Source organism: Lentzea guizhouensis, assembly GCF_001701025.1.
Classification (GTDB): domain Bacteria; phylum Actinomycetota; class Actinomycetes; order Mycobacteriales; family Pseudonocardiaceae; genus Lentzea; species Lentzea guizhouensis.
Genome location: NZ_CP016793.1, coordinates 18,756 through 41,782 on the forward strand (window position 1 = coordinate 18,756; position 23,027 = coordinate 41,782).

Genomic DNA, 23,027 nt, shown 5'->3' on the forward strand with positions numbered 1-23,027 from the left:
CGACATGCTGAACACGGCAGCAGCACTGCTCGCGCTATCCGCGCTCGTACCGGTCGAGGCGGAAGAACCCGCACCGCACATCGACGTCGTCACCGTCAACGGCTCCGGCTGCCCGGCCGGTGACGCCGACGTCACCACCGACGGCAGGGACTTCACGATCGGCTACCACACGTTCCTCGCACGGGCCGGCGGTGACTCGTCACCGACGGACTTCCGGAAGAACTGCCAGGTGAACATCGCCGTCGACGTGCCGGACGGGTACACCTACGGCCTGTCCCGCACCACCTACACCGGCTACGCGCACCTGCACCCCGGCGCCACCGGCCTCAACCGGGTCAGCGTCTACCTGCAGGGCTCGTCCGCCACCGACACGGTCGAACGCTCGTTCACCGGCCCCGTGAGCGCCGGCTGGCAGACCGCCTACCGTCCCGCCGACGTCCTCTGGGCGCCGTGCGGGACCAAGCGCAACATCAACATCAACGCCGAGCTGCGGGTCACCCTCGGCTCCGCGGACCCGGACCGGCTCAACTTCCTGATCGCCGAGTCGAGCCGCGGCACGGTGCGGGTCAAGCGCTGCTGACCCACCGGCCTGGCGGTGATCGGCCGATCACCGCCGGGTCCACCGGGCAACGCGTCAGAAGTCCCTGTTGTCCGATCGAACGCTCATACGATCACCGGTTCTCCTCATGTGACGACAAACGGTCAACGACGCCGCAGCCGATCAGCAACGACGTGTTCGCTCAACTGCGCTGGGTGACGGTCACCTCCGCCGTCGCCTCGAGCGTCTTGAGCACCGCGCAGAGGTGCGGTGCCTCTTCACTACCCCGCCGCACGGCCGCGAACACGTGCCGGGTCGGCTGCTCGGCGTCGAGCCCCCTGATCACCACGTCGGCGGGGGGCGCCGCGGTGATCAGCCTGGGCACCAGCGCGAGGCCGAGCCCCAGCCCGACCGCGCCGAGGGTCGTCTCCCAGTCGGTGATCTCGTGCACGATCTCCGGCGTGAACCCGGCCGTGACGCACGCGGCGAACGACATGTCGCGGCACGTGCCGGCGGCCGGGAAGATCCACGCCGCGTCCGCCAGGTCCGCGAGCCGCACCACCGGCGCCTGCGCCAGCGGGTGCAGCACCGGCAGGGCCACGTCGAACCGCTCGGCGAGCAGCGCCACCCGGTGGAACCGCCGGTCGGTCACCGCCGGGCTGTCCTTGGACTCCACGCTCAGCACGACGTCCACGTCACCGCGCACCAGCTGGTCGAACGAGTGCGGCGGGTCGGACTCCACCAGTCGCACCACCACACCGGGGTGCGTGTCGCGCAGTTCGCGCACGGCCGGCAGCACCAGCCCGGACAACGTCGCGGCGAACCCGGCGACGCGCACCTCGGCCACCGACCCTTCCGCGTAGGCCAGGAGGTCGGCCCGCACGCGCTCCAGCTCGGCGAAGATCTCGTTGGCCCGCCTGAGCAACACGCGGGCGGCGTCGGTGAGCCGCACCCGCCGTCCCACCGGCTCGACCAGCCGGACGCCCGCCTCCTTCGACAGCGACACGAGCTGCTGCGACACCGCGGACGGCGTGAGGTGCAACGCCTGGGCCACCGCGGCGACGGTGCCGCGTGCGTCGAGCTCGCGCAGCATCCGCAGTTTGCGGACGTCCAGGTCGGCCATCACGCGGCCAGTGCGCCGGCGAGCTGGGCCCTGCGGTTGATGCCGAGCTTGCGGTAGATGCTGGTGATGTGCAGCTCCACCGCGCGGACCGTCACCCGGAACTGGGCCGCGATCTCCCGGTTGGTCCTGCCGTTCACGATCAGCGACGCGATGCGCTGCTCGTGCGCGGTCAGCTGACGGCCTCCCATCAACGATCCGGATGACCGGGAACCCATAGCGGTTCCCGATTCCTGCGGCTCAGCCTCCTTTCCGGACCGCCGCGAAAGGCCTCCGACGAGTTCGCGCCATTCACGAATCCTGATGCTGCGCAACAATTTTCCGCGCACGTACGGATCCGCGGCGACCAAACGGCGCAACGAGCCGTCGTCCGGTGCCTCACACAGCAGCAGGCCTCCCGACTCGTCCGCGTACAGGCCGCCTCCCAGCAGCACCCCGCGCTCGGCCAGGACCTCCCAGTACCGCCGATGAGCGGGCCGGACGCCGGCTAACCGCTCGTGCTCCTGCCCGAACACCATCTCCACCACGAACCGCGCCATGCGGACCCCCTGCCGAATCCAGAACCGGTGTAGTGAGTACGCCAGTACAAACTTGAACGCAAGACCGACTTTGAGTGTAGGTGCCCTCGTTCCATCCTGCGAGACCTGACCTGAAGGCGGTGTCCGGCAGAAGCGGCAATTGCGTACTTTCGCTACCGGCGGATCGTGGTGGTGGCTAAACTTGGTTCCGGGTACATAGTTGTACTGGGAACCACTTTGAACCCACTCGGGGGAAACTTGACACGCCGCAACGCCCTCAGCGTCGGGGGGACCGAGCCCGGTGCGGAGCTCTCGTCGCAGGGTCCCACATCCCCCGGTGGCGCGGTCGCCGTGGCCGGTGTGGCCTGCCGCTTACCCGGCGCCGGGTCGGTCAGCGCCTTCTGGGAGCTGCTGCTCGGCGGCACCGACGCGATCACCGAGATCCCGCGGGACCGGTTCGACGTCGACGACTACCACTCACCGGACCCCGCACCCGGTAGGACGATCTCGCGTCACGGCGGGTTCCTCGCCGACGTCCGCGGGTTCGACGCGGAGTTCTTCGGCATCTCCCCGCGCGAGGCCCGCGCCATGGACCCGCAGCAACGCCTGCTGCTCGAGGTCGCGTGGGAAGCCCTGGAGGACGCCGGAATCCGGCCGTCGCAGCTCGCCGGGCGCCGGGTCGGCGTCTTCGTCGGGCAGGCCACCGCCGAGTACGGCAAGGCGAGCCGCAGCGCCGGGAACCACGACGTGCGGCACGCCGCCGGTGGCGAGCTGCGCGCCGTCACCGCCGGGCGGCTGTCCTACGCGCTCGACCTGCGCGGACCGTCCGTCGTCGTCGACACGGCCTGCTCCTCCTCGCTGGTGGCCGCGCACAACGCCCGCCAGGCCCTGCTCGCCGGTGAGTGCGACGTCGCGATCGCCGCCGGGGTCAACGTGGTCCTGCTGCCCGACGACGCCATCGCGTACTCGCAGGCCTCCATGCTCGCGCCGGACGGCCGGTGCAAGTTCGGTTCGGTGAACGCCAACGGTTTCGTGCGCAGCGAGGGCATCGGCGCGGTCGTGCTGGAACGGCACGCCGACGCCGTCGCGCGCGGCGACCGGGTGCGCGCCCTGCTGCTGGGCAGCGCGATGAGCAACGACGGCAAGGGCAGCGGCCTGCTGCTGCAGCCCGCCGTGCAGGGCCAGGTCGAGATGCTGACCGCCGCCTACCGCGACGCCGGGCTCGACCCGTCCACTGTGGACTACGTCGAGGCGCACGGCACCGGCACGAGCGTCGGCGACCGGGTCGAGCTGACGGCGCTGGCCGAGGTCGTCGGCACCGGCCGGGACCAGCCGCTGCTGCTGGGCTCGGTGAAGAGCAACATCGGCCACACCGAGGCCACCGCGGGCATCGCCGGGCTCATCAAGGCGGTGCTCGTCGCCGAGCACCGGACCGTGCCCGCCTCCCTGCACGCGCAGGTGCAGGCCGACCAGCTCGTCAACTCCTCCATGCGGGTCGTCACCCGCACCGAGCCGCTGACGGCCGAACACCCGGTGGTCGGCGTCAGCTCGTTCGGCATCTCCGGCACCAACGTGCACGTGGTCCTGACGTCGCCACCACCCCGGGAACCGGCCCCCGAGCCCGACGACCGGCCGCGCGTGCTCACGTTGTCCGGGAAGAGCCGGGCCGCGCTGCGGGAAGCGGCCGAGAAGCACCTCGCACACCTGCGGGACACCGATCCGGTGCAGGACGTCTGCCACACCGCGGCGGTCCGGCGCGACCACCACGAACACCGGCTCGCGGTCACGGGCACGAGCACCGCCGAGCTGCGCGCCGGGCTGCGGGCGTTCCTGGCCGGCGCCGGGCTGAAGGGCACCACGGCCGGTGCGGCCGCCGAACGGCCCCAGGTCGTGTTCCTGTTCCCCGGTCAGGGTTCGCAGTGGCAGGGCATGGGCCGGGAGCTGCACGCGGCCTCCCCCGCGTTCCGCGACGCGCTCGACGAGTGCGACGCGGCCGTGCGCGAGGAGGCCGGCTGGTCCGTCGTGGAGGTCCTGCTCGGTGACGCGCCGTGGCCGAAGACGATCTCGGTGCTGCAGCCGGTGCTGTGGGCGGTGCAGGTGGCACTGGCGGCGCACTGGCGGTCGTGGGGCGTCGAGCCCGACGTCGTGATCGGGCACAGCATGGGCGAGGTCGCCGCGGCCCAGGTCTCCGGCGCGCTCTCGGTGCGCGACGCCGCGGCGGTCATCTGCCGGCGCAGCGCGTTGCTCCAGGAGACCGCGGGCAGTGGCGCGATGCTGTGGGCGGAGCTGTCCGCCGAACGCGCGGAAGGCCTGGTCGACCGGTACCGGGGCGAGGTGTGCGTGGCGGCGGACAACTCGCCGGGCACCTGCGTGCTGGCCGGTCCGGCCGAGCTGATGGCGGGGGTGGCGGAGGACCTCGAGGCGGTCGGGATCGCCTGCCGTCCGGTGCGGGACGTCGACGTGGCGTCGCATTCGCCGTTGATGGACAAGGTCTCGACGGCGTTGCGCGAACAGCTGGAGCACCTGCGCCCCAATGCGCCGCAGGTCGACTTCCGGTCCACCGTGGAGCACGGCAGGCGCGAGCTGGACGCGCGGTACTGGGCGGACAACGTGCGGCGGACGGTGCGGCTCAACGACACCGTGCGCCGCGTGCTCGCCGACGCGCGCACCGCGGTGGTGCTGGAGGTGAGCCCGCACCCGGTGCTGCTGGCGGCCGTGGCGGAGATCGGCGAGGCGGCCGGGTGGTCGGGCGCGGCGCTGCCGACGTTGCTGCGCGAGGAACCCGAGCTGCGCACGATCACCGGCGCACTCGGCGGGCTGCACGTCGCGGGCGTGCCGGTCGACTGGGCGAGCCGGCTCGGCGGTGGCCGGTGCGTGCCGCTGCCGAGCTACCCGTGGCAGCACCAGGACTACTGGTTCGAGTCGTTCACCGCGGACACCGAGGTCGTCCGCGACGTCGACGTGGCCTCGCTCGGCGTGGCGGAGGCGTTGCGAGGGCTGCGTTTCCGGGGGCTCACGCCGTTGCCGGCCGCCGCGTTGTTCGAGGCGGTGCTCTCGGTCGTGCGCGGAACCGAGTCCACGCACACGTTGCGCGACATCCGGTTCCACGAGCTGTGCACCGTCGATCCGGACGCGCTGCCCACGCTCACCGTCACGGTCCGGCCGGAACGCGGCGGCATGCGGGCGTTCACCGTGCACACCGACGACGGCGTGCGGTGCATGAGCGGCGAGGTGGAGCGCGGTGGCTCAGTCGGTTCGTCCGGCCTGGACTGGGCGCTGGCGCGGTGCCGGGAGTACGTGCGCGACAGCGACTTCGCCGACCTCGCGACCCGGCACGGCTACGAGTTCGAGGGGCCGTTCCGCTCGCTGCGGCAGGCGTGGCGCGGGCAGGACGCGGCGGTCGCCCGGTTCACGCCGGGACCGGTGGCGAGCGCGGTGGTGCTGGAGACCGGCATGCAGGTCGTGATGCTGGCGCTGGGCACGTCGGTGGTCCCGCTGGGCGTCGAACGGGTGCGGGTCGCCGGCAGGGCGACCGGCGAGTTCTGGGCGGTGGCGCGCAAACGACGGGGCAAGCCGGTCGTGGACGTGCGGCTGTTCGACGCCGAGCACGAGTGCTTCGCCGAGCTGACAGGTGTCACCGTGCGTGCCGACGGCGCCGGTCCGTTCGCGACACTGGGCACCGTCGTGTCGGGGCTGGCGAACCTGCTGCGCCCGGCCCGCCCGACCAGGCCCCAACCGCAGTCGCAGTCACAGTCACAGCCGGTGGCGGCACGCGAACCGGTCCTGGTCGTGACCGAGGAGCCTGCCAGGGACGTGGTGCTGCGCCACGTGGCGGCGGTGCTGGGCACGACGCCGGAGCGGCTGGACACCCGGCGGGCGTTGCGCGACCTGGGACTCGACTCGCTGATGGCCGCGCAACTGGCCGCACGGCTGAAGAAGGCGCTGGGCCGCACGGTGCCCGCCACCGCGCTGCTGGGCCCGGAGAACGTCTCCGCGCTCGCCGACAGCCTGCTGGCTACGGGAGCTTCTTGACCAGCACGCCGTTCATCACCAGCCGCAACGTCGTGACGAGCTCGCTGGCGAGCGCCGTGGGCTGCCTGCCGCGCCCCACGAACCGGTAGAGCGTGCCGAGGTAGACGTCGCGCAGCATGTTGCCGACCAGGACCGGGTCGACGTGCTCCCCCACGTCCCCCGCCTCCTTGCCGGCGCTGACGATCTCGGCGAACAACGGCGTGGCGTACGGCTCCTCGAAGATGGGGTGGCCGCACCGCACCCAGGCCGCGAGCATGACCTGCGTGGTGCGCCACTCCGCCTTGTTGATCTTGGCGAGCGTGCGCATGCAGTTCTCCAGCGCCGACAGCACGTCGGTGCCACCGCCCGCGATCGCGCCGAGCTCGGCCCTGAGCGTGTCCCTGCGCCGCGAGCCCCACGCGGCGATGACCTCCTCCTTCTTCTCGAAGTAGTTGAAGAAGGTGCCCCGCGCGACATCCGCCCGTTCGGTGATGTCCTCGATCGACGTCTCCTCGTACCCCTGCTCGGTGAACAGGTCGAGGGCGGCCGTGTACAGCCTCTCGTACATGGCTCGCTTGTGCCGCTCGCGCCTCCCGACAGCCTGAGTCGACGGCGCGGGCTCGGCCACGCGTCGCGTCCCCGCCATACGTGAACCCCCGTCCAAGTGTGTACTGGAGTGCAGGCTAGCGGTCCGCCGCGCCCGAAAGTACCGTCTGATGGTGCGATCACACTCTGCTACGAATGGGCGGCCAGGTGGTGGAGGCCGGCACCGCGAGTGTCGCGACACCCACCCCGCGTACGCGTCGCCTGGAATGTGCCGCCACCGCACCCCGTGATGAGACCACGACACGGGCGAGACGAGCAGCTCCGCCGGCGCGGTTCCGACGAGCGCCACGACATCGTTACGGGTTCGTCGCGCCAACACGACCACCAGTAGCCCCACGATCACGGACAGCAGCAACCACAGCAGCGTCTCAGCAGGCCGGCTCGGCCGAATCCCTTGGCGCGGCTGGGAACGTGACCGTCCTCATGGGAACGTCCTGGTGCGCGTCGGCCGAGTGGTGTGAGGCACAGGCCCCGGCCGGGAATGCGGGCGGGCACATCGGCCAACAGGTTCCGTGAGCATCGAGACAGCGCCGTCGGCGCGAACAGGAGGGCCGGGGGTGAGCCAGCCTCTGGAACGGGACGCGTGGGTCGAGCTCTACGACCGGCACGCCCGTGACCTGCACCGCTATCTGGCGCTGCGGGTGGACGCCGCGATCGCGGACGACCTGGTGTCCGAGTCGTTCCTGACCGCCTGGGAACGCCGCGGCACGTTCGACCCGGCACGGGCGAGCCTCAAGGCGTGGCTCTTCGGCATCGCGACGAACCTGCTGCGCCAGCACGTGCGGACCGAGGGGCGCCGGCTGCGGGCCTGGGCGCGCGACCACGGCCGCCGCGTGGTCACCGACCACGTCGAGGACCGCACCGCCGCCGTGGTCGACGCGAAGTCGCTGATGAACGACCTCACCGAGGCGCTCGCGGACCTCCGGCCGGAGGAACGGGACGTGCTGCTGATGACGGCGTGGGCGGACCTGACCGCCGCCGAGGTGGCCGAGGTGACCGAGACGCCGGTGGCGACCGTGCGGACCCGGTTGTTCCGGGCGAGGACGAAGCTGCGGGCGCGGATCAACGGACAGGAGGGGGACGGCGATGCGTGACGAGAAGCCCGTCGAGGACGAGATGATCAGGTGGGCGATGACGGACGTCGCCCCGATGAGCGACGAGGCGTTCGACCGCGGTCGCGCCGCGCTGCTCGCCAGGGTGGACGCCGCCGAGGCCCCCGTGGCGGAGGTGGTCCCGCTGGCTCCTCGCCGCCGGCGCGTCCGCTGGTGGCCGCGGCCGCCATGGTGCTGATCGCCGGCGCCGCACTGATCGCGCCGTCGCTGGTGTCGCGGGACACGGGCGTGGGCAGCGCCTCGGCGGGCGAGGTGCTCGAGGCGGCCGCGCTGTCGGCGGACGACCGGCTCGTGCAGCCCGGCCAGTTCCTGTACGTGCTGCAGTACTCGCGGTGGTCCTCGTCCGACTCGGAGTACAGGTACCTGTACCTGGAGGACCAGACCCTCGAGACGTGGATCCCGGCCGCCCGCGGGGACGTCTGGCTGCACCGCCGCACGAACACGGGCAACAAGCAGTTCCTGCTCGGCTCGGAGCAGGACGTCCCGAAGTTCGACCCACCGCTGCGCGAGGACGTGGAGTGGCGGGCCGCGGGCGGCGCCTGGCTCGGCGACGAACGCCCGGTGAGCTTCCGCTCCCCCTCGCCCGAGTACGTCGCCGCACTCCCCCGCGAGCCCCGCGCGCTCTACGAGAAGATGCGGTCGGAGGCGGGCGGCGACGAGGGCCGCCTGCTCCTGCAGATGATCACCGAGGGCCTCGGCTCCGGCCTGTACCCGGCCGACGCGCGTGCGGCGGTCTACCAGGCGCTGACGTTCGTGCCGCGGCTGGAGGTCGTCGACCGCACCGCCGTGCTGGACAGCCGCACGGGCACCGCGCTCGGCGTCACCGACGGCGACGTGACCGTGCAGATCGTCATCAACCAGGACACCGGCGACTACCTCGGTTCGCGGGCGGTGCAGGCCCGTGACGCGCACGGCCTGAAGGCGGGCCAGGTCCTCAGCACCACCGCGATCACGACCAGGGTCGTCGCGGCGCTGGGCGCGCAGTCCTGACCGTTCCTCCACGAGGCCGGGCCGTCACGGCGGTCCGGCCTCACGCCCGGCTGAGCACGACCCAGTTCTCGCCCGGCCGTTCCAGCAGACCCGGCCACCACCGCGGCGCGATGGCCTCCCGCAGCTCGTCCGCGCGCTCCACCAGCGTGCTCACGGCCGGTTCGCCGACGACGATCACCGCCGACCAGTCGACGTGCGCCACCAGGAGGTCCTCGGTGACGCCGAACCTCTTCTCCAGCACCGTGATCAGCTCGTGCCCGGTGTCGGGACCCGAGTCGACGCCGGTGACGTCCGGGACCGGTTCCTCCTGCTCGTCCTCGTCTTCGTCCTCTTCGGTGCTGTCGTTGTCGGTGTCGTACTCGGACCAGACGTGTTTGCGCACCGAGTAGATGCCTGATTCCATGGCGTCGGCCTGTTCCTCGGTCAGGACGACCGTCACCGACCGCCCGTCGGTCAGCGTGAACGTCAGCTCCGCGTCCGGTTCCCCACCGCATCCCGGCTTCACCTCGACGTCGCCCGCGACGTCACCGAACAGCACCGGCTGAGCGGGACTCTCGTCGCCCGTGCGGAACGACGGCAGGTTCGCCGCCATGTCGAGCACCATCCGCGCGGCCGTCCACATCGCCTCCTCGGTGCGGAACTCTTCGCGGCTGCTGGTCAACGTCCGCCCGCTGCCGGCGGGCTGCACGTACGCGCGGACCTGCCCGCGCTGCCGCTCCACGTCCCACCTCGCACCGACCGTCACGCCGTTGGTGAGCTGCCTGCGGTAGCGCTCCAGCGAGTCCGAGCGGGTGAACTCCCATCCGGCGACGGTCTCCGGCCACGGCTCGTCGAACACGGGAGTTCCTCTCGGCAGCGGATCTCCCGGTACGACGCGGTGGTGCCGAAGATCGTTCCGCCGCTGTCACGGATCGGCGCGCCGCGGTGGTGGAGCCGGAAGAGCTGGAGGCGCGCTAGCACCTCCGGGCACCGCGCTCGTGACAGCACCGCAGGACAGCGTCTTCCCCACGACCCGCGGCTGACCCGCGGAGGGCGGGAGCCATCCCCGGCGCCCCCGCCCCTCTCGCCGGTCACTCCACCAGTTTGCCCTCCGTGTCCACCTCGCGCATCAGGGCGGCGATCTCGTCGGGCACCGCGGGAATCTGCTCCCGCTCGACCACACCGGGCCCGGACCACACCAGGTTCACCTGCGACGCCGGATCCAGCTCCGGGAAGTCGGACCGGTTGTGGCAGCCACGGGTCTCGCGGCGTTCCAGGGCGCAGTCGAGGGTCGCGCGGGCCGCCAGCGCCGAGGCCTTCAGGTCGAAGGCGTGGGCCAGGTCCTGGTAGCCGGCGAGGTCCGGGTGCACACCGACGTCGGCGATGCGGGCCTCCAGCTCGTCGAGCTCGGCCAGACCCTTGCGCAGCCCGGACTCGTCACGCACGACGCCCGCGTGCTCGGTCATCGTGTTGCGCAGCGACCGTTGCAACGCACGGACGTTCTCCGGACCGTCCGCCGACAGGAGCTCGTCCACCTCGGCACGCGCCTCGGCCACGGCGTCCTGCGAACGGACCTGGGCCGGCAACGAAGCCGAGTACGCCGCGGCTGCCTCGCCGACGATGCGGCCGTAGACGAGCAGCTCGATGAGCGAGTTGCCGCCGAGCCGGTTCGCGCCGTGCAGGCCGCTCGACGCCTCGCCGATGGCGAAGAGGCCCTCGACGCCGGTCGAGTGGTCGGCCGGCGACACCCACACGCCGCCCATCGAGTAGTGCGCGGTCGGCGCGATCTCGACGGCCTCGCGGGTGATGTCCTTCATCTGCAGTTCCAGCAGCGTCTGGTACACGCGCGGCAGCCGGCGCATGATCTGTTCGCGCGGCAGGTGGGACACGTCGAGCCACACGCCGCCGTTCGGGGTGCCGCGGCCCTCCTTGATCTCGGTGTAGGCGGCCAGCGCGACACGGTCGCGAGTGGACAGTTCCATCCGCGCCGGGTCGTAGCGCGCCATGAAGCGCTCGCCGAGCGCGTTGGTCAGGACGCCGCCCTCACCACGTGCCGCCTCGGAGACCAGGGTGCCGGCCGCGTTCTCCGGTTCCAGCAGGCCGGACGGGTGGAACTGGACCAGCTCGGGGTCGCGGATCTTGCCGCCGGCGAGCACGGCCAGGCGGAACGAGTCACCGGTGTTCTCGTCGCGGCGCGACGACGTGCGGCGCCAGATGCGGGTGTGACCGCCCGCCGCGAGGATCACGACGTCGGCGTGGAAGACGTACCGGGTGCCGTTGGTCAGGTCGAACCCGTACGCGCCGAAGACCACGTTGTCCCGCACCAGGATCCGCGTGACGTAACAGGAGTCGAGGATCGGGATGTCCAGCTGCGCGGCCCTGTTCACGAGGGTGCGCTGGATCTCCAGGCCGGTGTAGTCGCCGGCGAACGACGTGCGGCGGAACGTGTGCGCGCCGAAGAACCGCTGGGAGATGCGGCCGTCGGCCTCGCGGGCGAACGGCATGCCCCAGCGTTCGAGGTCGGCGATGCCCCGCGAGGCCTGTTCCGCGACGGTCCGGACGATCTCCGGGTTCGCCAGCAGGTAGCTCTCCTTGATGGTGTCGGCGGCGTGCTGCTGCCAGGAGTCTCCCTCGTCCATCGTGCCCAGGGCGGCGTTGATGCCGCCCGCGGCGAGCGCGGTGTGCGCGTCGGACTTCGGTCGTTTTCCGACGACCGTCACGTCGACACCGCGCTCGGCGAGCTCGATGGCGGCGCGCAACCCCGCGCCGCCCGTGCCGATCACCAACACCGATGTGGCTACCTGCTGTTCTGTCATCGCGGCCTCCGTTGCCCGTACTTCCTTCCTACTCATCAGGACCGGGCAGCGCCGCGACTTGTGACTGTTAGCTGAGCGACACCGCCTGCGCCGCCGCGATGGCACCGGACTCGATCGCACCCTCCATGTAGCCGTGCCACGCCGCCGACACGTCACCGGAGGCGAACACCACCCGGCCGTGCGGCTGGTGCAGTGCCGGAACCTGTCGCAGCAGCTGACCGGGCCTGCGCAACGCCCACCCGCCGCGCGCCCAGCGGTCGCGCGACCACGAGTGGTACTGGTAGTCGCGCACCGTCGCACCGGGCAGGATCGACCGCACCCGCTCCTGCACCTCGGCCTGGTTGTCGAGGTTCGCGTGTGGGTCAACGCACACCGCGACGATGAGCTGGTCGCCGTCCGGGAACTCGTGCTGCGGCACGATCAGCCACATCGGCGCGCCCTCGCGGCCCAACGCGAACGGCGCCTTCAGGTCGCCGCGGATCCGGATGTGCAGCTTGTGCGCGTTGAACACCCCGGCGCCCTCCCTGGCCGCCGCGCGGAACGGCGTGGGCAGGCCGGGCGCGAAGTGGATGGTGCGCCACACGTTCACCGGCACCGCGACCACGACGGCCGGTGCGTGGTAGCGGGCGCCGGTGAGCGTCGTCACCACCACCCGGCCCGGCTCCTCGACCACGGACACGACCGGCGAGCCCAGCCGGACGTCGGCCCGCGCGTCGGCGAGGATCGCACCGACCAGCGCGCTCGTGCCGCCCGCGATCCGGTGCTCCTGGATCGACACGTACTGGTTCTCCCCGGCGACCCACGCCTGCGCCCACGCGGTCAGCCCGCCGTCCGCCGCCGACCCGCCCGAGTAGCCGGCCGCCATGCCGCCCACCCACAGCCTGTCGCGGTCGGACAGGTCTGCCCGCGCCAGCCCGTCCCGCAACGACAGCGGGTCGTACTGGGCGACGACGTCCCTGGCGGCCAACGGGTCGCGCGGGCTCGGGAAGAAGTCCTGCCAGCCCTGGAACAGCTTCGCCAGCATGCCGTCGAACTCGAGGATCGTGGTCAGGAAGTCGACCTCCTGCTGCCCGCCGCCGAGCGCGGGGAAGAACGTGCGCTGCGGCAACGGGTTCGCGGGCACCGTGCCGATGCCGTACCGCTGCAGCTCGGCCACGACCCTGGTGTGCACGTCTCCGACGTACGCGCCGCCGACCTCGATCGTCTCGCCCTGCCACGGTGCCGCGAACGTGCGCCCGCCCACCCGGTCGCGCGCCTCCAGCACCAACGGCCGCAGCCCGGCCGCCCGCAGGTCCCGCGCGCCGTGACGCCCGCGAACCCGGCGCCGATGACGATCACGTCGTGCCCGCCGCCCGTGTCGGCGTACGCGGGCACGCCGGCGAGCCCCGCCACCGCCGCGCCACCCGCTGCCTTGAGCACCGTGCGGCGCCCGATCACCCCACTCATCGCGCTGTCCCCTCGACTGTCGATGCCTGTGCGGTGATCCTTCGACCGGTCGGGAACGCCGCGGGCACGCTCGGGTAACCGCATGCCGCTCACCCCCTCGAACGCACAGCTCAGGGCACTCATAGGGGTCATAGGGGCATGCTCCCCCTCCCGCTGCCTGCTCGGCGTCTGCAAGTACTACCAACCCAAGATCGAACCGCCTTCGACTACAACCGACTGACCGACAGCGCGCGGGACGTGTCCCGTGAGTTGGGTGTAGTTGAAGGCCTGTTGATGTTGAGTTGGCAGTACTCGCAGATGCCGGTCAGGCAGGGCGGGCGGGTGGGGGTGGATAGGATTCGGGGTGTGTTCGTGAAGCTCTGCGGTCTGCGCACCGAGGCCGATGTCGCCGTCGCGGTCGAGACCGGCGCCGACGCGGTCGGGTTCGTGCTGACCGCCAGCCCCCGCCAGATCGACGTGGACCTGGCCCGGCGCTTGGTCGCCGCGGTGCCGGAGCACGTGCTGAGCGTGGCCGTCGTGCGCGGCATCCCGGCCGGGGAGGCCGGTGAGCTGGCGCTCAAGACGGGCGTGCGGGCGTTGCAGCTGCACGGCGACTACCCGAAGGAGTCGTTCGACCAGCTGGGCGGGCACCCGTTCACGCTGGTGCGGGCGACCGCGCTCGGTCCGGACACGGACGTGCGCACCGGGGCGTTCGGCGAGGAGCTGCTGCTGATCGACTCTCCGGTCGCCGGCTCGGGCGAGCAGTGGGACATCACCCGGCTCGCCGAGCGCCGACCGGAGGGCACCTGGGTGCTGGCGGGCGGGCTGTCGCCGGAGACCGTGGCCGGGGCGGTCGAGGTGGCCCGGCCGTGGGGCGTGGACGTGTCCAGCGGCATCGAGTCCAGCCGCGGGGTGAAGGACCACGGGCGCATGCGCGAGTTCGTCGCCGCGGCCCGCCTCACCCCGCGAGCGTGACCGTCCACCCGTCGTCGAAGCCGAGCTCCAGCCGGTCCGGCACGCCGAACGCCTCCGCGACCGCCAGCGCCGCGGCCGCCCGCACCGCCGAGACCTCGATGTCGGTGTAGTTCAGCTGCACGTGCACGACCTGCGCCGTCTGCCCGGCGACGTCGACGCCCGCCTCCGCCAGCAGGCGCAGGCCGTCGGCCGCACCGGCGAGGGCGGCGGCGATGAACTCGTCGTCGTCGGCGACGCCGGGCTGCAACGACGAGGTGTCGGCCGGGTCGCCCTGCCAGGAGACGGGGGCCGCTCCGGCGGCAAGGCGCACCCGCACCTGGCCGAAGTAGCCGACGCCCGCCTTCTGCCGCTTGAGCTTGAACTCACCCGTGCGGCCGTCCGACATCACGTGCTCCTGGTGTTGGTGAACAGGTCGAAGATGCCGCTGCGGAAGAAGTGCTCGTTGCCGTAGCGGCCGGTCTCCCGGACGACGTGATCGTAGTCGTGGGCACCGTTGGACTCCCACAGATCCGTCGCGGCGGCGTCGTCCATCGTGGTCATGTCGGCGTGGCGGAGGTTGTCGAAGTCCTCGCCGCGGATGCGGTGCTCGATGATCTGGAGGTCGGTCAGGCCTTGGCGCTCGCTCACGTTCGCCAGGTACCGCTCGGCCTGCGCGCGGTTCTCCCAGGCGTAGAGGCCCTCCCCGAGCTCGGACCGCGGCCGGTTGTTCACGTCCACACCGGACGGCCACGGTTCGCCGCCGTTGTTGAGCAGCCGGTTGACGTCGGATGGTCCCTGCACGCTGTAGTAGGTGCGGCACGGTGACAAACCCAGCGGATCGGTTGCCGCCAACGGGTTCGGCACGTACGCCTGCGGGTTCGGCGCCGGCGCGAGGCCCAGCGGGTCGATCGAGGTGTAGCGGCCGGTGTCCGGGTCGTAGTAGCGGGCGTTGTTGTAGTGCAACCCGGATTCGGCGTCGTGGTACTGGCCCGGGAACCGCAACGGCGTCGGTGCCGACTGGGTTGTGGCGCCCCAGATGTTGGCCTGCCTGCGCCACGCGATGGTGCCGTCGGCGCTGACGAGCTCCGCGACCGCGCCGACCAGGTCGGTGACGATCGAGTAGAACTCGCGGTCCACCCAGGCCTGGTCCGCGCCACGCACCCGTTCGGTCTGGCAGACCGGGTTGAACGTGCCCGGTTCCCAGTCCCACGTCGTCGCGGTGCCGGACGCGGTGACCTGCTCGGCGACGACCAGCCCGTCCCAGCAGAAGTCGACGCGTTCGCCGCCGTCGGCACGGACCTTGGCGATCCGGCGGCCGAGCGGGTCGTGCAGGTAGCGCCAGCGCACGCCGTCCGGGGTGACGACCTCGACCAGCCGGTCGTCGGCGTCCCAGGTGTAGTGCCAGGTCTCCGCCTTGGCGGACAGGCGTTTGCGCTGCCGTTGGACCACCCGGCCGTGGTCGTCGTAGCGGTAGCGGATGTTGCCCGCGGCCATCAGCGCGGCGCCCGCGTACTGGCGTGGTCCCTGGGCCTCGCCGCCACCGGGCCACTCGGCGCTGGTGATGTTGCCCGCCGCGTCGTAGGCGTACCGCTCCCGCCAGCCGGCGCCGGTGACCTCGGTGACGCGCGACCCGTTGTCCAGCACCACCCTGCGGTCGCCGGCGAGCTGGTCGTCGATGCCGACGACGGTTCCGGCGCGGTCGTAGTGGTAGCGCCGGCGCTGCACCTCGACGTCGTGCACCGCGATCGTCTGCGTGCCGAGCCGGTCGGCGTCCCAGGCCCGCGTGAGGGCCGTCAGCGCGTCGATCGTGCGGCCGGTCTCGCGGCCCGCGTTGTCGTAGCCGAACTCGACGGTGTGCCCGCCGGCGTGCAGTGCCTCGGGAAGCGCGGAAACGCCGTACTGCCACCGCGACAGCACGCCGGTGGGGGTGGTGCGGGAGGTGCGGCGGCCGATCGGGTCGAACGTCGAGACGACCGCGCGGCCGTTGACGCTCTCCTGGAGCACCCGGCCGAGCGGGTCGCGGCGCAGCAGCACGTCGGCGTCGCGGTTGCGGGCGCGGACCAGGCGGCCGGCCGGGTCGTACTCGAACGTCTCGACGACGTCGCCGAACCGGCGTTCGCGGACCTTGCCGACGCTGTCGCGCAGATACGCGATCTCCTCGCCGCGGCCGTTGACCTTGCCGACCAGCTGTCCCGCGGCGTCGCGCCGGTAGCGGATCGTGCGGCCGTTGAAGTCGTGCTCGGCGACGAGCCGTCCGGCGGCGTCGTACTCGTAGCGCCAGACCTGGTTGTGCGCGTTGGTGACCGAGGTGAGCCGCAGCAGCCGGTCGTAGGTGAGGACGAGCCTGCTGCCGTCCGGGAACGTCCTGGTGCGCGGCAGGTCGAAGTGCGTCGCGGTCTCGGTGCTGATCTTCCCGGCGGCGTCGCGGTACTCGACCTGGTTGCCTTCGCCGTCGTAGCGCCAGATCTCGGTGGCGCCGTCGTGGCCGGTGCGGCTGAGCAGCCTGCCCTCCACCGTCCAGGTCAGCCTGGTGACGAGTCCCGACGGGTCGGTGATCGTGGTGATCCGGCCGAAGTGGTCGCGGTGGTAGCGGGTGACCCGGCCGTCGGCGTCGACCTCCTGCAGCGGCAGGCCCGCCCGGTTGCTCTCGGTCCGGCGCACCCGGCCGAGCGGGTCGGTGAGGGCGGCGAGCTGGCCGGAACCGTCGTAGGCGCACCGGGTGGTGGCGCCGGTGGGGTCGGTGACCGAGGTGACCCGGCCGGCCTCGTCGTAGGTGCGGTGCCAGACCGCGCCGTCCGGGTCGATGGTGACGAGCGGGCGGCCGTTCGGGTCGTGCTCGGCGCGCAGCTGGGTGCCGTCGGGCCGGGTCCACACCGTGAGGTTGCCGCGCTCGTCGTACTCGTAGCGGTCGGTGCGGCCCAACGGGTCCGTTTTGGACACCAGCTGGTCGTGCTCGTCCCACTCCTGCGTGGTGGTGTGGCCCAGCGGGTCGGTGGTGGCGAGGATCTGGCCACGCGCGTTGAGGGTGTAGGTGGTGACGTTGCCGAGCGCGTCGGTGAACCGGGTGACGCCGGGCTCGTACTCGAAGGAGCCGTCGAGGAACCCTTCGGCTCCTTCGTTGGCGACACAACGCCCCTGGGCGTCGTAGCGGTAGGAGTACCAGCCGCCGTTGCGGTCGATCCAGCGCACGATCCGGCCGTCGGCGTCGTAGTCGAACGTCAGCGCCTGGCCGGAGGAGTTGAAGACCGCGAACAGGTTGCCGGTGGCGTCGTAGCGGTACTTGGCGAGGGTGGTGCCGTCGCCGGTCTCCGGGTCGCGCAGCCGCAGCTCGGTGACCCGGCCGCCCTCGGTGTCGACGTCGACGTGGTAGCCGCCGCTGTGCCGGATCGCTTTGAGGTCACCGGAGTCGTGCCGTTCGAAGTCGATCCGGTTGGCGCTGCGGTCGGTGATCGCGGTGAGGTGGCCGGTGGCGGCGAAGTGCACCTGCTGGCCGTTGTCGGTGCGACGGACCGTGTACCCGTCTTCGGTGCGGGACAACGGCCAGCGCGGGCCGACGGCGGGCAGCACCTCGTTCGCCAGCGGAGTCGGGTAGACGAGGATCATGCCGTCGTCGGCGACGAACACCACTCCGGTGGCGTCGGCCTCGACGCGTTGCGACAGCGTGCTCGCCCAGGACCGCCCGAACGCCGTGCCCGCCGTGTACGAGCTGACGTGCGTGCGCCGGACGACCAGTGGCAGCACACCGGCGAGCTCCACATCGGACTGCCCGAGCACCATGTCGCCGGAGACGACGTCGACGGGGTCGTTCTGGCAGACGCGGTTCTGCTCGGGCGTCCTGGTGGTGTCCGGGTTGTCCGGGCGGCTCGGGCTGTCGGGCGTCGAGTCCGGCCTGGCCGGGCTGGGTGAGGTGCCCGACGGGCTGGTGGAGCTGCTCGGCGAGGTCGTGTCCGGGCTGGTGCTCGACGGACTCGTGCTGGAGGGACTCGTGCTGGAGGGACTCGTCGTGCTGGACGGGGATGTCGTGCCGGACGGCGAGGTCGTGTCCGGAGCGCTCGACGGTGACGTGGTGCTGGACGGACTCGTGGCACTGGACGGACTCGTGCTGCCCGGCGAGCTCGGCGCGTCCACAGAGGACGGACGAACGCCGTCGGGAGCGCTGGGCCCGCCACCGCCGCCACCGCGCCTGCCGAGCGACCCGAGCCCCTTCTTGATCGCCGCCCAGATCTCGTCGAGCTTCTTCAGCAACGGCTGCAGCTTGCCGATCGACCGCACCAGCTTCTGGATGAACTCGCTGATCCGCCGCACCCACTTGGCGATCAGCGCGATCGCCTCCGGCACCACCGCCGCGGTCCCGATCCCGAGGGTGCCCGCGATCTGCGCGATCCACCGGGGAATCCGCGCGATCAGCGTCGCGACGCACTCCGCGATCAGGTCCCGCACGGTCTCCCGCACCACGCCCACGAGCACGCCGACGACCTCGACCACGGTCCCGACCGTGCCCGCCGCCTTCGCCGCACCCGCCAGGTGTTCGGCCTCCGCCTTGGTGTTCGCCCGGTACGCGTCCGCCGTGGCCCCGGTCCACCCGGCGGTCCCGCTTTCGACCTCACGGGCGAAGTCCTGCGTTGCCGTGCCGATCGCCTCCGACACGTTCTTCCACGTCGCCGCGTAGGACGCGATCGTGTCGGGGTCGCCCGCCAGCCAGTCGAGCGCGTCGGACAACGGTTTGACGTGCTCCATCAGCCACGACACCGCGTACGACAGCAATGTGCCGACAGGGTCGGTGACCAGCCCGAGCGCCTCCATGCCCGCGCCGGCGAGCCCGAGGCCCGCCTCCAGCCACGACCCCGACTCGATGCCGGACGAGACGTCGTTGACCGACTCGAGGATCCCGATGCCGGTGACACCGGTCGTGGAGTCCTGCCGTTGCGCCACCAGCGGGTTGCTCATGACCCGAACGCCGAACGGTTGCTCTCGTCGACCGCGTCGTAGGCCTTGGCCGTCTCCCGCACGCCGGTCGCGGTCTCCTCCACGGCCGTCACGGCCGCACCGATGGCGTCCATGCCCATCTGCTCGACGGGATCGACCATCGGCGGGAAGAACTGGCAGATCTGGCCGTACGCGTCGGTCGGCAGGCTCACCGTGCGCGCGGCGTCGAGCGCGGTCGACAGCCGGTCCCTGATCCCGTCCAGCCTGGCGGCGTGCGCCCTCAGCTCCTCGGGCACCAAACCGAATCCGGTCACGACAATCCCCTCCCCCTGTGGATCGGTGGCAACGGCCTAACTCAGCACCGAACCTCCGCCGAAGTCGTCGTCCTCCTCGATCGGACGGCGCTGGGGCTGCCGCCGTTCCACCGGAGGCGAAGGCGGTGTCTCGTCCTCCAGCTCACCGATGCGCTTGAACCCGGGCCCCTCGCCCGCCGGCGGCCCGACCGGCTCCGGAAACCGCTGCTCGTAGCTCGACACCACGGACTCGATCGTCGACTGCTCACCGGCGATCGTCGCCTGCATCGCGGCCTGCACCTGCCCGGCGAGCCTGGCCTGCGCCTTCTGGATGGTCGCCATGATCTGCGCGGCCACCGCCTGCCCGGTCTGCTCGCGGATGCGGTCGGTGAGCTCCAGCGCCGACACCGCCCCGGACGCGTTGACGGTCACCCTGACCACCCCGTCCGGCGACGACTCGGTGGCGCTGACGGCCGAGACCGCCGCACTCATCTCCTGGTAGCGCTCGGCCTTCTGCTCGGCCTGCCGGGCCCAGTCCTCCAGCTGCCGTTCGACCTGCTCCGGGCTTCCACCGATCACGTCACCCTCCCAGTCAGGTCCCCATCATCACAGCGGGGGTGCCGCGCATCGCCGTTTCGGCCCAGCAACGTCCGAACGGACCAACGCCCTCAGGCGGCCCGATATCCCGGAACGTCCTCGACCCGGTGGTAGACCGGCAGCCCGCGTTCCCGCGCGATCCGCACGTCCTGGTCAGCCCCGGTCGACTCCCCCGGCAACCGCAGCACCGCGTCGCACTTCTCGAGCAACCGCTCCGCCGTCGGGTACATGATCCCCTCGGCCACCGGATCGGCCGGCGACTCACCACCCGCGCCGCGCAGCACCGGCAACGCCACCCACTCGCCGATCATCGGCACGTGCCCGCTGCGGAAGATCGGCCACGCGGCCTCCTCCAGGCGTTCGAGGTTGCGCGCCATCAGCTCCGGGTCGTCCCCGGTGCCGGACCGGTAAGGACCCGCGATCAGAATCAACATGCTTCAGACCATAACGTGCAACACTCGGCAAAAACAAGGAGAAACGTGCATGCTCGCCGCTCAGCGCCGTGACCTGCTGCTCGAACGCCTGCGCACCGACGGCCGGATCGTCGCCAAGGACCTCGCCACCGAGGTCGGCATCTCCGAGGACACGATCCGCCGCGACCTGCGGGACCTGGCCGCCGCCGGGCTCTGCCAGCGCGTCTACGGCGGCGCGCTGCCGGTGTCGCCCGCGATCGCCGACTACACGGCCCGCCAGGAGGTCTCGGTCTCCGGCAAGCAACGGGTGGCGGCTGCGGCAGCCGCACTCGTCGAGCCTGGATGCACCGCGATCATCGACGGCGGCACTACGGCGTTGGCCGTCGTGCGCGCGTTGCCGTTGGATCTGCAGGCGACCGTTGTCACGCACAGTCCGACGGTCGCGAGCGCGTTGGAAAGCCACCGGGACGTGGACGTCTATCTGATCGGTGGGCGCCTGTTCAAGCACTCGATGGTCGCGTGTGGCGCCGCAGCCGTGGAGGCCGCACGGGGCGTGCACGCCGACCTGTTCCTGCTGGGCGTCACCGGCGTGCACCCGGAGGCGGGCCTGACCACCGGCGACGCGGACGAGGCCGCGATGAAGCGCACGCTGGCCCGCCAGGCCGCGGAGACGTACGTGCTGGCGAGCTCGGAGAAGATCGGCGCGGCATCGCGGTTCTCGGTGCTGCCGCTCGACGAGGTGGCCGGCGTGGTCACGGACGCGGACAACGAGGTCGTGACCGCTCTGACCGTGCCGATCATCCGCGCGTGAGGCGGTCAGACGTTCCGCAGGTACCTCAGCACGGCCATCACCCGCCGGTTCGTGTCGTCGTCCGGCGGCAGGTCGAGCTTCGCGAGGATGTTGCCGATGTGCTTGCCCACCCCGGCCTCCGACAGCACCAGACGCCGCGAGATCGCCGCGTTCGAGTGCCCCTCGGCGACCAGCGCGAGCACCTCCGCCTCCCGGCCGGACAGCGTCGCGAGCGGCGAACGCCGGACCAGCTTGCGCACCACCTCGGGATCGATCACCGTGCCGCCGTCGACGACGTACCGCAGCTTCGTGACGAACTCCTCCACGTCGGCCACCCGGTCCTTGAGCAGGTAGCCGATGTGGCCGCCGCTGTCGAGCAGGTCGGCGGCGTGCCGGTGTTCGACGTACTGGCTCAGCAGCACGACCGGCAGGCCCGAATCGTTGCGGCGCAACGCAAGCGCGGCACGCAAGCCCTCGTCGGTGAACGTCGGCGGCATGCGGATGTCGGTCAGCACGAGGTCCGGCCGGTGCTCCACGACAGCGATCTCCAACGCCGTCGCGTCGCCGACCGCCGCCACCACCTCGAAGCCGAACCTGGCCAGCAGGCCGGTGAGCCCCTCGCGCAGCAGGACGCCGTCCTCGGCGAGGACTACTCGGATCGGCACGGGATCTCCACGCGCAGTCGGGTCGGGCCACCGGTCGGGCTGGACAGCAGCATTCTCCCGCCCACCACCGCGACCCGGTCGGCCAGGCCGGTCAGTCCGGTGCCGGCAGCCGGGTCCGCTCCCCCGCACCCGTCGTCGGTGATCTCGACGACGAGCATCTGTTCGCGTTGGTGTGCTTGAACTTCTACTTCGGTCGCCTGCGCGTGCTTGACCACGTTGGTGAGCGCCTCGGACACCACGAAGTACGCGGCCGACTCGACGGCGGCGGGCAGCCGGGTGAGGTCGGCTTCCACGGTGACCGGCAACGGGATCCGGTCGGCGAGGTCGTCCAGCGCGTCGGCCAGGCCGTGGTCGGTGAGCACCTGCGGGTGGATGTCGCGGATGAACTCCCGCAGCTCCGCCATCAGTTCCTTGGCCTGTTCGTGAGCTGCCGCAACGGTTTTGTTGTCCGGCAGGTCCACCCGCGCGAGGCCGAGCTGGATGGTGAGGCTGACGAGACGTTGCTGCGCACCGTCGTGCAGGTCCCGTTCGATGCGGCGCCGTTCCGCCTCGAACGCGTCGACCAGCCTGGCCCGTGACGCCGACACCTCGACCAGCTCGGCGCGCAGGTCGTTGCGGCCGCTCAGCAACGCCCGCGCGAGCTGCGCCTGCACCCCGGTGATCCCGGCCGCGAGGTAGCTGAGCGCCGCGAGCCCCGGCAGCCCGACCGCCGTGCAGACCCAGGCCTCCGCGGCCGTGCCGATCTCCCAGAACAGCACCGCCACCGGCCCGTCCACGATCAGCGCCGGCATCATCATGAACGCCACGACCAGCAGGAACAGCACGAGGAAGGCCGACGACACCACCGGCACGACCGTCGCCAGCAGGCCGGCGTGGACGACCTCGCGCCACGTCGTCGCCTCGCCGTAGCGGTACAGGCCTGCCGCGCGGTCGCTGGTCGTGATCGGCCTGGTGTCGACGAGCCGCACCCGCGCCCGTTCCACCTTCGCGAGCTGCGTCGCGAGCAGCGGGATCGCGGTCGCCGCCAGCACGCCGACCGCCGCGAGCAACACCGCGTCGAGGCTCGGCCCCTTGGTCGCGATCGGTTGCCACGGCAGCACGGCGAGCGCGAGCAACACGGCGGCGGCCACGGCCATCGGCAGGCTCGTGACCAGGTACACCAGCGAACGCCACGGCCAGCTGCTCAGCAGGAACCGTCGACCCGTCACCGCTTCGAGCACCGTCGCCGGCGCGCCTTCCCCCATGAGCCCAGGGTAGGCCCGGGGTAGGCCCAG

At 71.8% G+C, this 23,027-nt stretch carries 20 protein-coding genes; 7 read left to right on the plus strand and 13 right to left on the minus strand.

The features are described from left to right. Window positions 1–4 precede the first annotated feature (4 nt). Window positions 5–580: a DUF4360 domain-containing protein gene (locus tag BBK82_RS00115; protein ID WP_065913138.1), complete on the plus strand. Its 576-nt coding sequence runs from the start codon at window positions 5–7 to the stop codon at window positions 578–580. A 160-nt stretch (window positions 581–740) separates the two neighbouring features. Here BBK82_RS00115 and BBK82_RS00120 read toward each other — a convergent pair whose 3' ends face one another. Together BBK82_RS00120 and BBK82_RS00125 are read right to left on the minus strand one after the other, a co-directional pair. Then, window positions 741–1,661 carry a LysR family transcriptional regulator gene (locus BBK82_RS00120; RefSeq protein ID WP_065920709.1) on the minus strand — a complete coding sequence of 307 codons (921 nt, stop codon included), beginning with the start codon at window positions 1,659–1,661 and terminating at the stop codon, window positions 741–743. Continuing rightward, a complete protein-coding gene (locus BBK82_RS00125; protein WP_071812498.1) occupies window positions 1,661–2,197 on the minus strand; it encodes a LuxR C-terminal-related transcriptional regulator in 537 nt (178 codons plus the stop codon). The genes BBK82_RS00120 and BBK82_RS00125 overlap by 1 nt, the downstream gene beginning before the upstream one ends. A 237-nt stretch (window positions 2,198–2,434) precedes the next feature. Between BBK82_RS00125 and BBK82_RS00130 the strand changes: the two genes are divergently transcribed. Next, complete coding sequence (locus BBK82_RS00130; RefSeq protein ID WP_065913139.1) at window positions 2,435–6,208, plus strand: type I polyketide synthase; 3,774 nt, start codon at window positions 2,435–2,437, stop codon at window positions 6,206–6,208. On the opposite strand, the gene BBK82_RS00135 is transcribed toward BBK82_RS00130, so the two are convergent. Continuing rightward, window positions 6,192–6,755 (minus strand): TetR/AcrR family transcriptional regulator, encoded by a 564-nt coding sequence (locus BBK82_RS00135; RefSeq protein ID WP_170067847.1) that lies wholly within the window; start codon window positions 6,753–6,755, stop codon window positions 6,192–6,194. The genes BBK82_RS00130 and BBK82_RS00135 overlap by 17 nt on opposite strands. Window positions 6,756–7,350: 595 nt before the next feature. Between BBK82_RS00135 and BBK82_RS00140 the strand changes: the two genes are divergently transcribed. The 3 genes from BBK82_RS00140 to BBK82_RS00150 are packed head-to-tail and all read left to right on the plus strand — an operon-like array spanning window position 7,351 to window position 8,895. After that, window positions 7,351–7,887 carry an RNA polymerase sigma factor gene (locus BBK82_RS00140; RefSeq protein ID WP_170067848.1) on the plus strand — a complete coding sequence of 179 codons (537 nt, stop codon included), beginning with the start codon at window positions 7,351–7,353 and terminating at the stop codon, window positions 7,885–7,887. Then, window positions 7,880–8,083 (plus strand): hypothetical protein, encoded by a 204-nt coding sequence (locus BBK82_RS00145; RefSeq protein WP_065913142.1) that lies wholly within the window; start codon window positions 7,880–7,882, stop codon window positions 8,081–8,083. Before BBK82_RS00140 ends, BBK82_RS00145 begins: the two co-directional genes overlap by 8 nt. After that, window positions 8,059–8,895 carry a hypothetical protein gene (locus BBK82_RS00150; RefSeq protein ID WP_065913143.1) on the plus strand — a complete coding sequence of 279 codons (837 nt, stop codon included), beginning with the start codon at window positions 8,059–8,061 and terminating at the stop codon, window positions 8,893–8,895. Before BBK82_RS00145 ends, BBK82_RS00150 begins: the two co-directional genes overlap by 25 nt. 40 nt (window positions 8,896–8,935) lie before the next feature. Here the strand turns inward: BBK82_RS00150 and BBK82_RS00155 are convergent, their stop codons facing one another. The 3 genes from BBK82_RS00155 to BBK82_RS00165 form a co-directional block, all read right to left on the minus strand. Then, window positions 8,936–9,733, minus strand: a complete 798-nt coding sequence (locus tag BBK82_RS00155) for a hypothetical protein (protein WP_065913144.1) — start codon at window positions 9,731–9,733, stop codon at window positions 8,936–8,938. Window positions 9,734–9,965: 232 nt separating this feature from the next. Beyond that, window positions 9,966–11,690, minus strand: coding sequence for an L-aspartate oxidase (locus BBK82_RS00160; protein WP_065913145.1), 1,725 nt, complete (start codon window positions 11,688–11,690; stop codon window positions 9,966–9,968). 67 nt (window positions 11,691–11,757) lie between these two features. Then, entirely contained in the window at window positions 11,758–12,954 is a 1,197-nt protein-coding gene (locus BBK82_RS00165; protein WP_065913146.1) for a flavin monoamine oxidase family protein, read from the minus strand. A gap of 527 nt (window positions 12,955–13,481) precedes the next feature. Here BBK82_RS00165 and BBK82_RS00170 point away from each other — a divergent pair. Then, window positions 13,482–14,090, plus strand: a complete 609-nt coding sequence (locus BBK82_RS00170) for a phosphoribosylanthranilate isomerase (protein WP_065913147.1) — start codon at window positions 13,482–13,484, stop codon at window positions 14,088–14,090. On the opposite strand, the gene BBK82_RS00175 is transcribed toward BBK82_RS00170, so the two are convergent. The 5 genes from BBK82_RS00175 to BBK82_RS00195 all read right to left on the minus strand — a co-directional run bounded on the left by BBK82_RS00175 (window position 14,074) and on the right by BBK82_RS00195 (window position 20,319). After that, window positions 14,074–14,475, minus strand: a complete 402-nt coding sequence (locus BBK82_RS00175; protein WP_065913148.1) for a hypothetical protein — start codon at window positions 14,473–14,475, stop codon at window positions 14,074–14,076. The two genes, BBK82_RS00170 and BBK82_RS00175, sit on opposite strands and share 17 nt — an antisense overlap. Beyond that, a complete protein-coding gene (locus BBK82_RS00180; RefSeq protein WP_065913149.1) occupies window positions 14,475–19,016 on the minus strand; it encodes an RHS repeat-associated core domain-containing protein in 4,542 nt (1,513 codons plus the stop codon). The genes BBK82_RS00175 and BBK82_RS00180 overlap by 1 nt, the downstream gene beginning before the upstream one ends. Further along, window positions 19,013–19,309, minus strand: a complete 297-nt coding sequence (locus tag BBK82_RS00185; RefSeq protein ID WP_065913150.1) for a type VII secretion target — start codon at window positions 19,307–19,309, stop codon at window positions 19,013–19,015. The genes BBK82_RS00180 and BBK82_RS00185 overlap by 4 nt, the downstream gene beginning before the upstream one ends. A gap of 36 nt (window positions 19,310–19,345) precedes the next feature. After that, window positions 19,346–19,867, minus strand: a complete 522-nt coding sequence (locus BBK82_RS00190) for a YbaB/EbfC family nucleoid-associated protein (protein ID WP_065913151.1) — start codon at window positions 19,865–19,867, stop codon at window positions 19,346–19,348. Between the two features lie 89 nt (window positions 19,868–19,956). After that, the gene (locus BBK82_RS00195; RefSeq protein WP_179953745.1) at window positions 19,957–20,319 is read right to left on the minus strand and encodes a DUF4406 domain-containing protein; all 363 of its coding nucleotides are present in this window, start codon (window positions 20,317–20,319) and stop codon (window positions 19,957–19,959) included. 49 nt (window positions 20,320–20,368) lie between these two features. Here BBK82_RS00195 and BBK82_RS00200 point away from each other — a divergent pair, with 49 nt between their 5' ends. Further along, the gene (locus BBK82_RS00200) at window positions 20,369–21,109 is read left to right on the plus strand and encodes a DeoR/GlpR family DNA-binding transcription regulator (RefSeq protein WP_065913152.1); all 741 of its coding nucleotides are present in this window, start codon (window positions 20,369–20,371) and stop codon (window positions 21,107–21,109) included. 5 nt (window positions 21,110–21,114) lie between these two features. On the opposite strand, the gene BBK82_RS00205 is transcribed toward BBK82_RS00200, so the two are convergent. Together BBK82_RS00205 and BBK82_RS00210 are read right to left on the minus strand one after the other, a co-directional pair. Continuing rightward, complete coding sequence (locus BBK82_RS00205) at window positions 21,115–21,747, minus strand: response regulator transcription factor (RefSeq protein WP_065920712.1); 633 nt, start codon at window positions 21,745–21,747, stop codon at window positions 21,115–21,117. Continuing rightward, window positions 21,738–22,997 carry a sensor histidine kinase gene (locus BBK82_RS00210; RefSeq protein ID WP_065913153.1) on the minus strand — a complete coding sequence of 420 codons (1,260 nt, stop codon included), beginning with the start codon at window positions 22,995–22,997 and terminating at the stop codon, window positions 21,738–21,740. The genes BBK82_RS00205 and BBK82_RS00210 overlap by 10 nt, the downstream gene beginning before the upstream one ends. Window positions 22,998–23,027 lie beyond the last annotated feature (30 nt).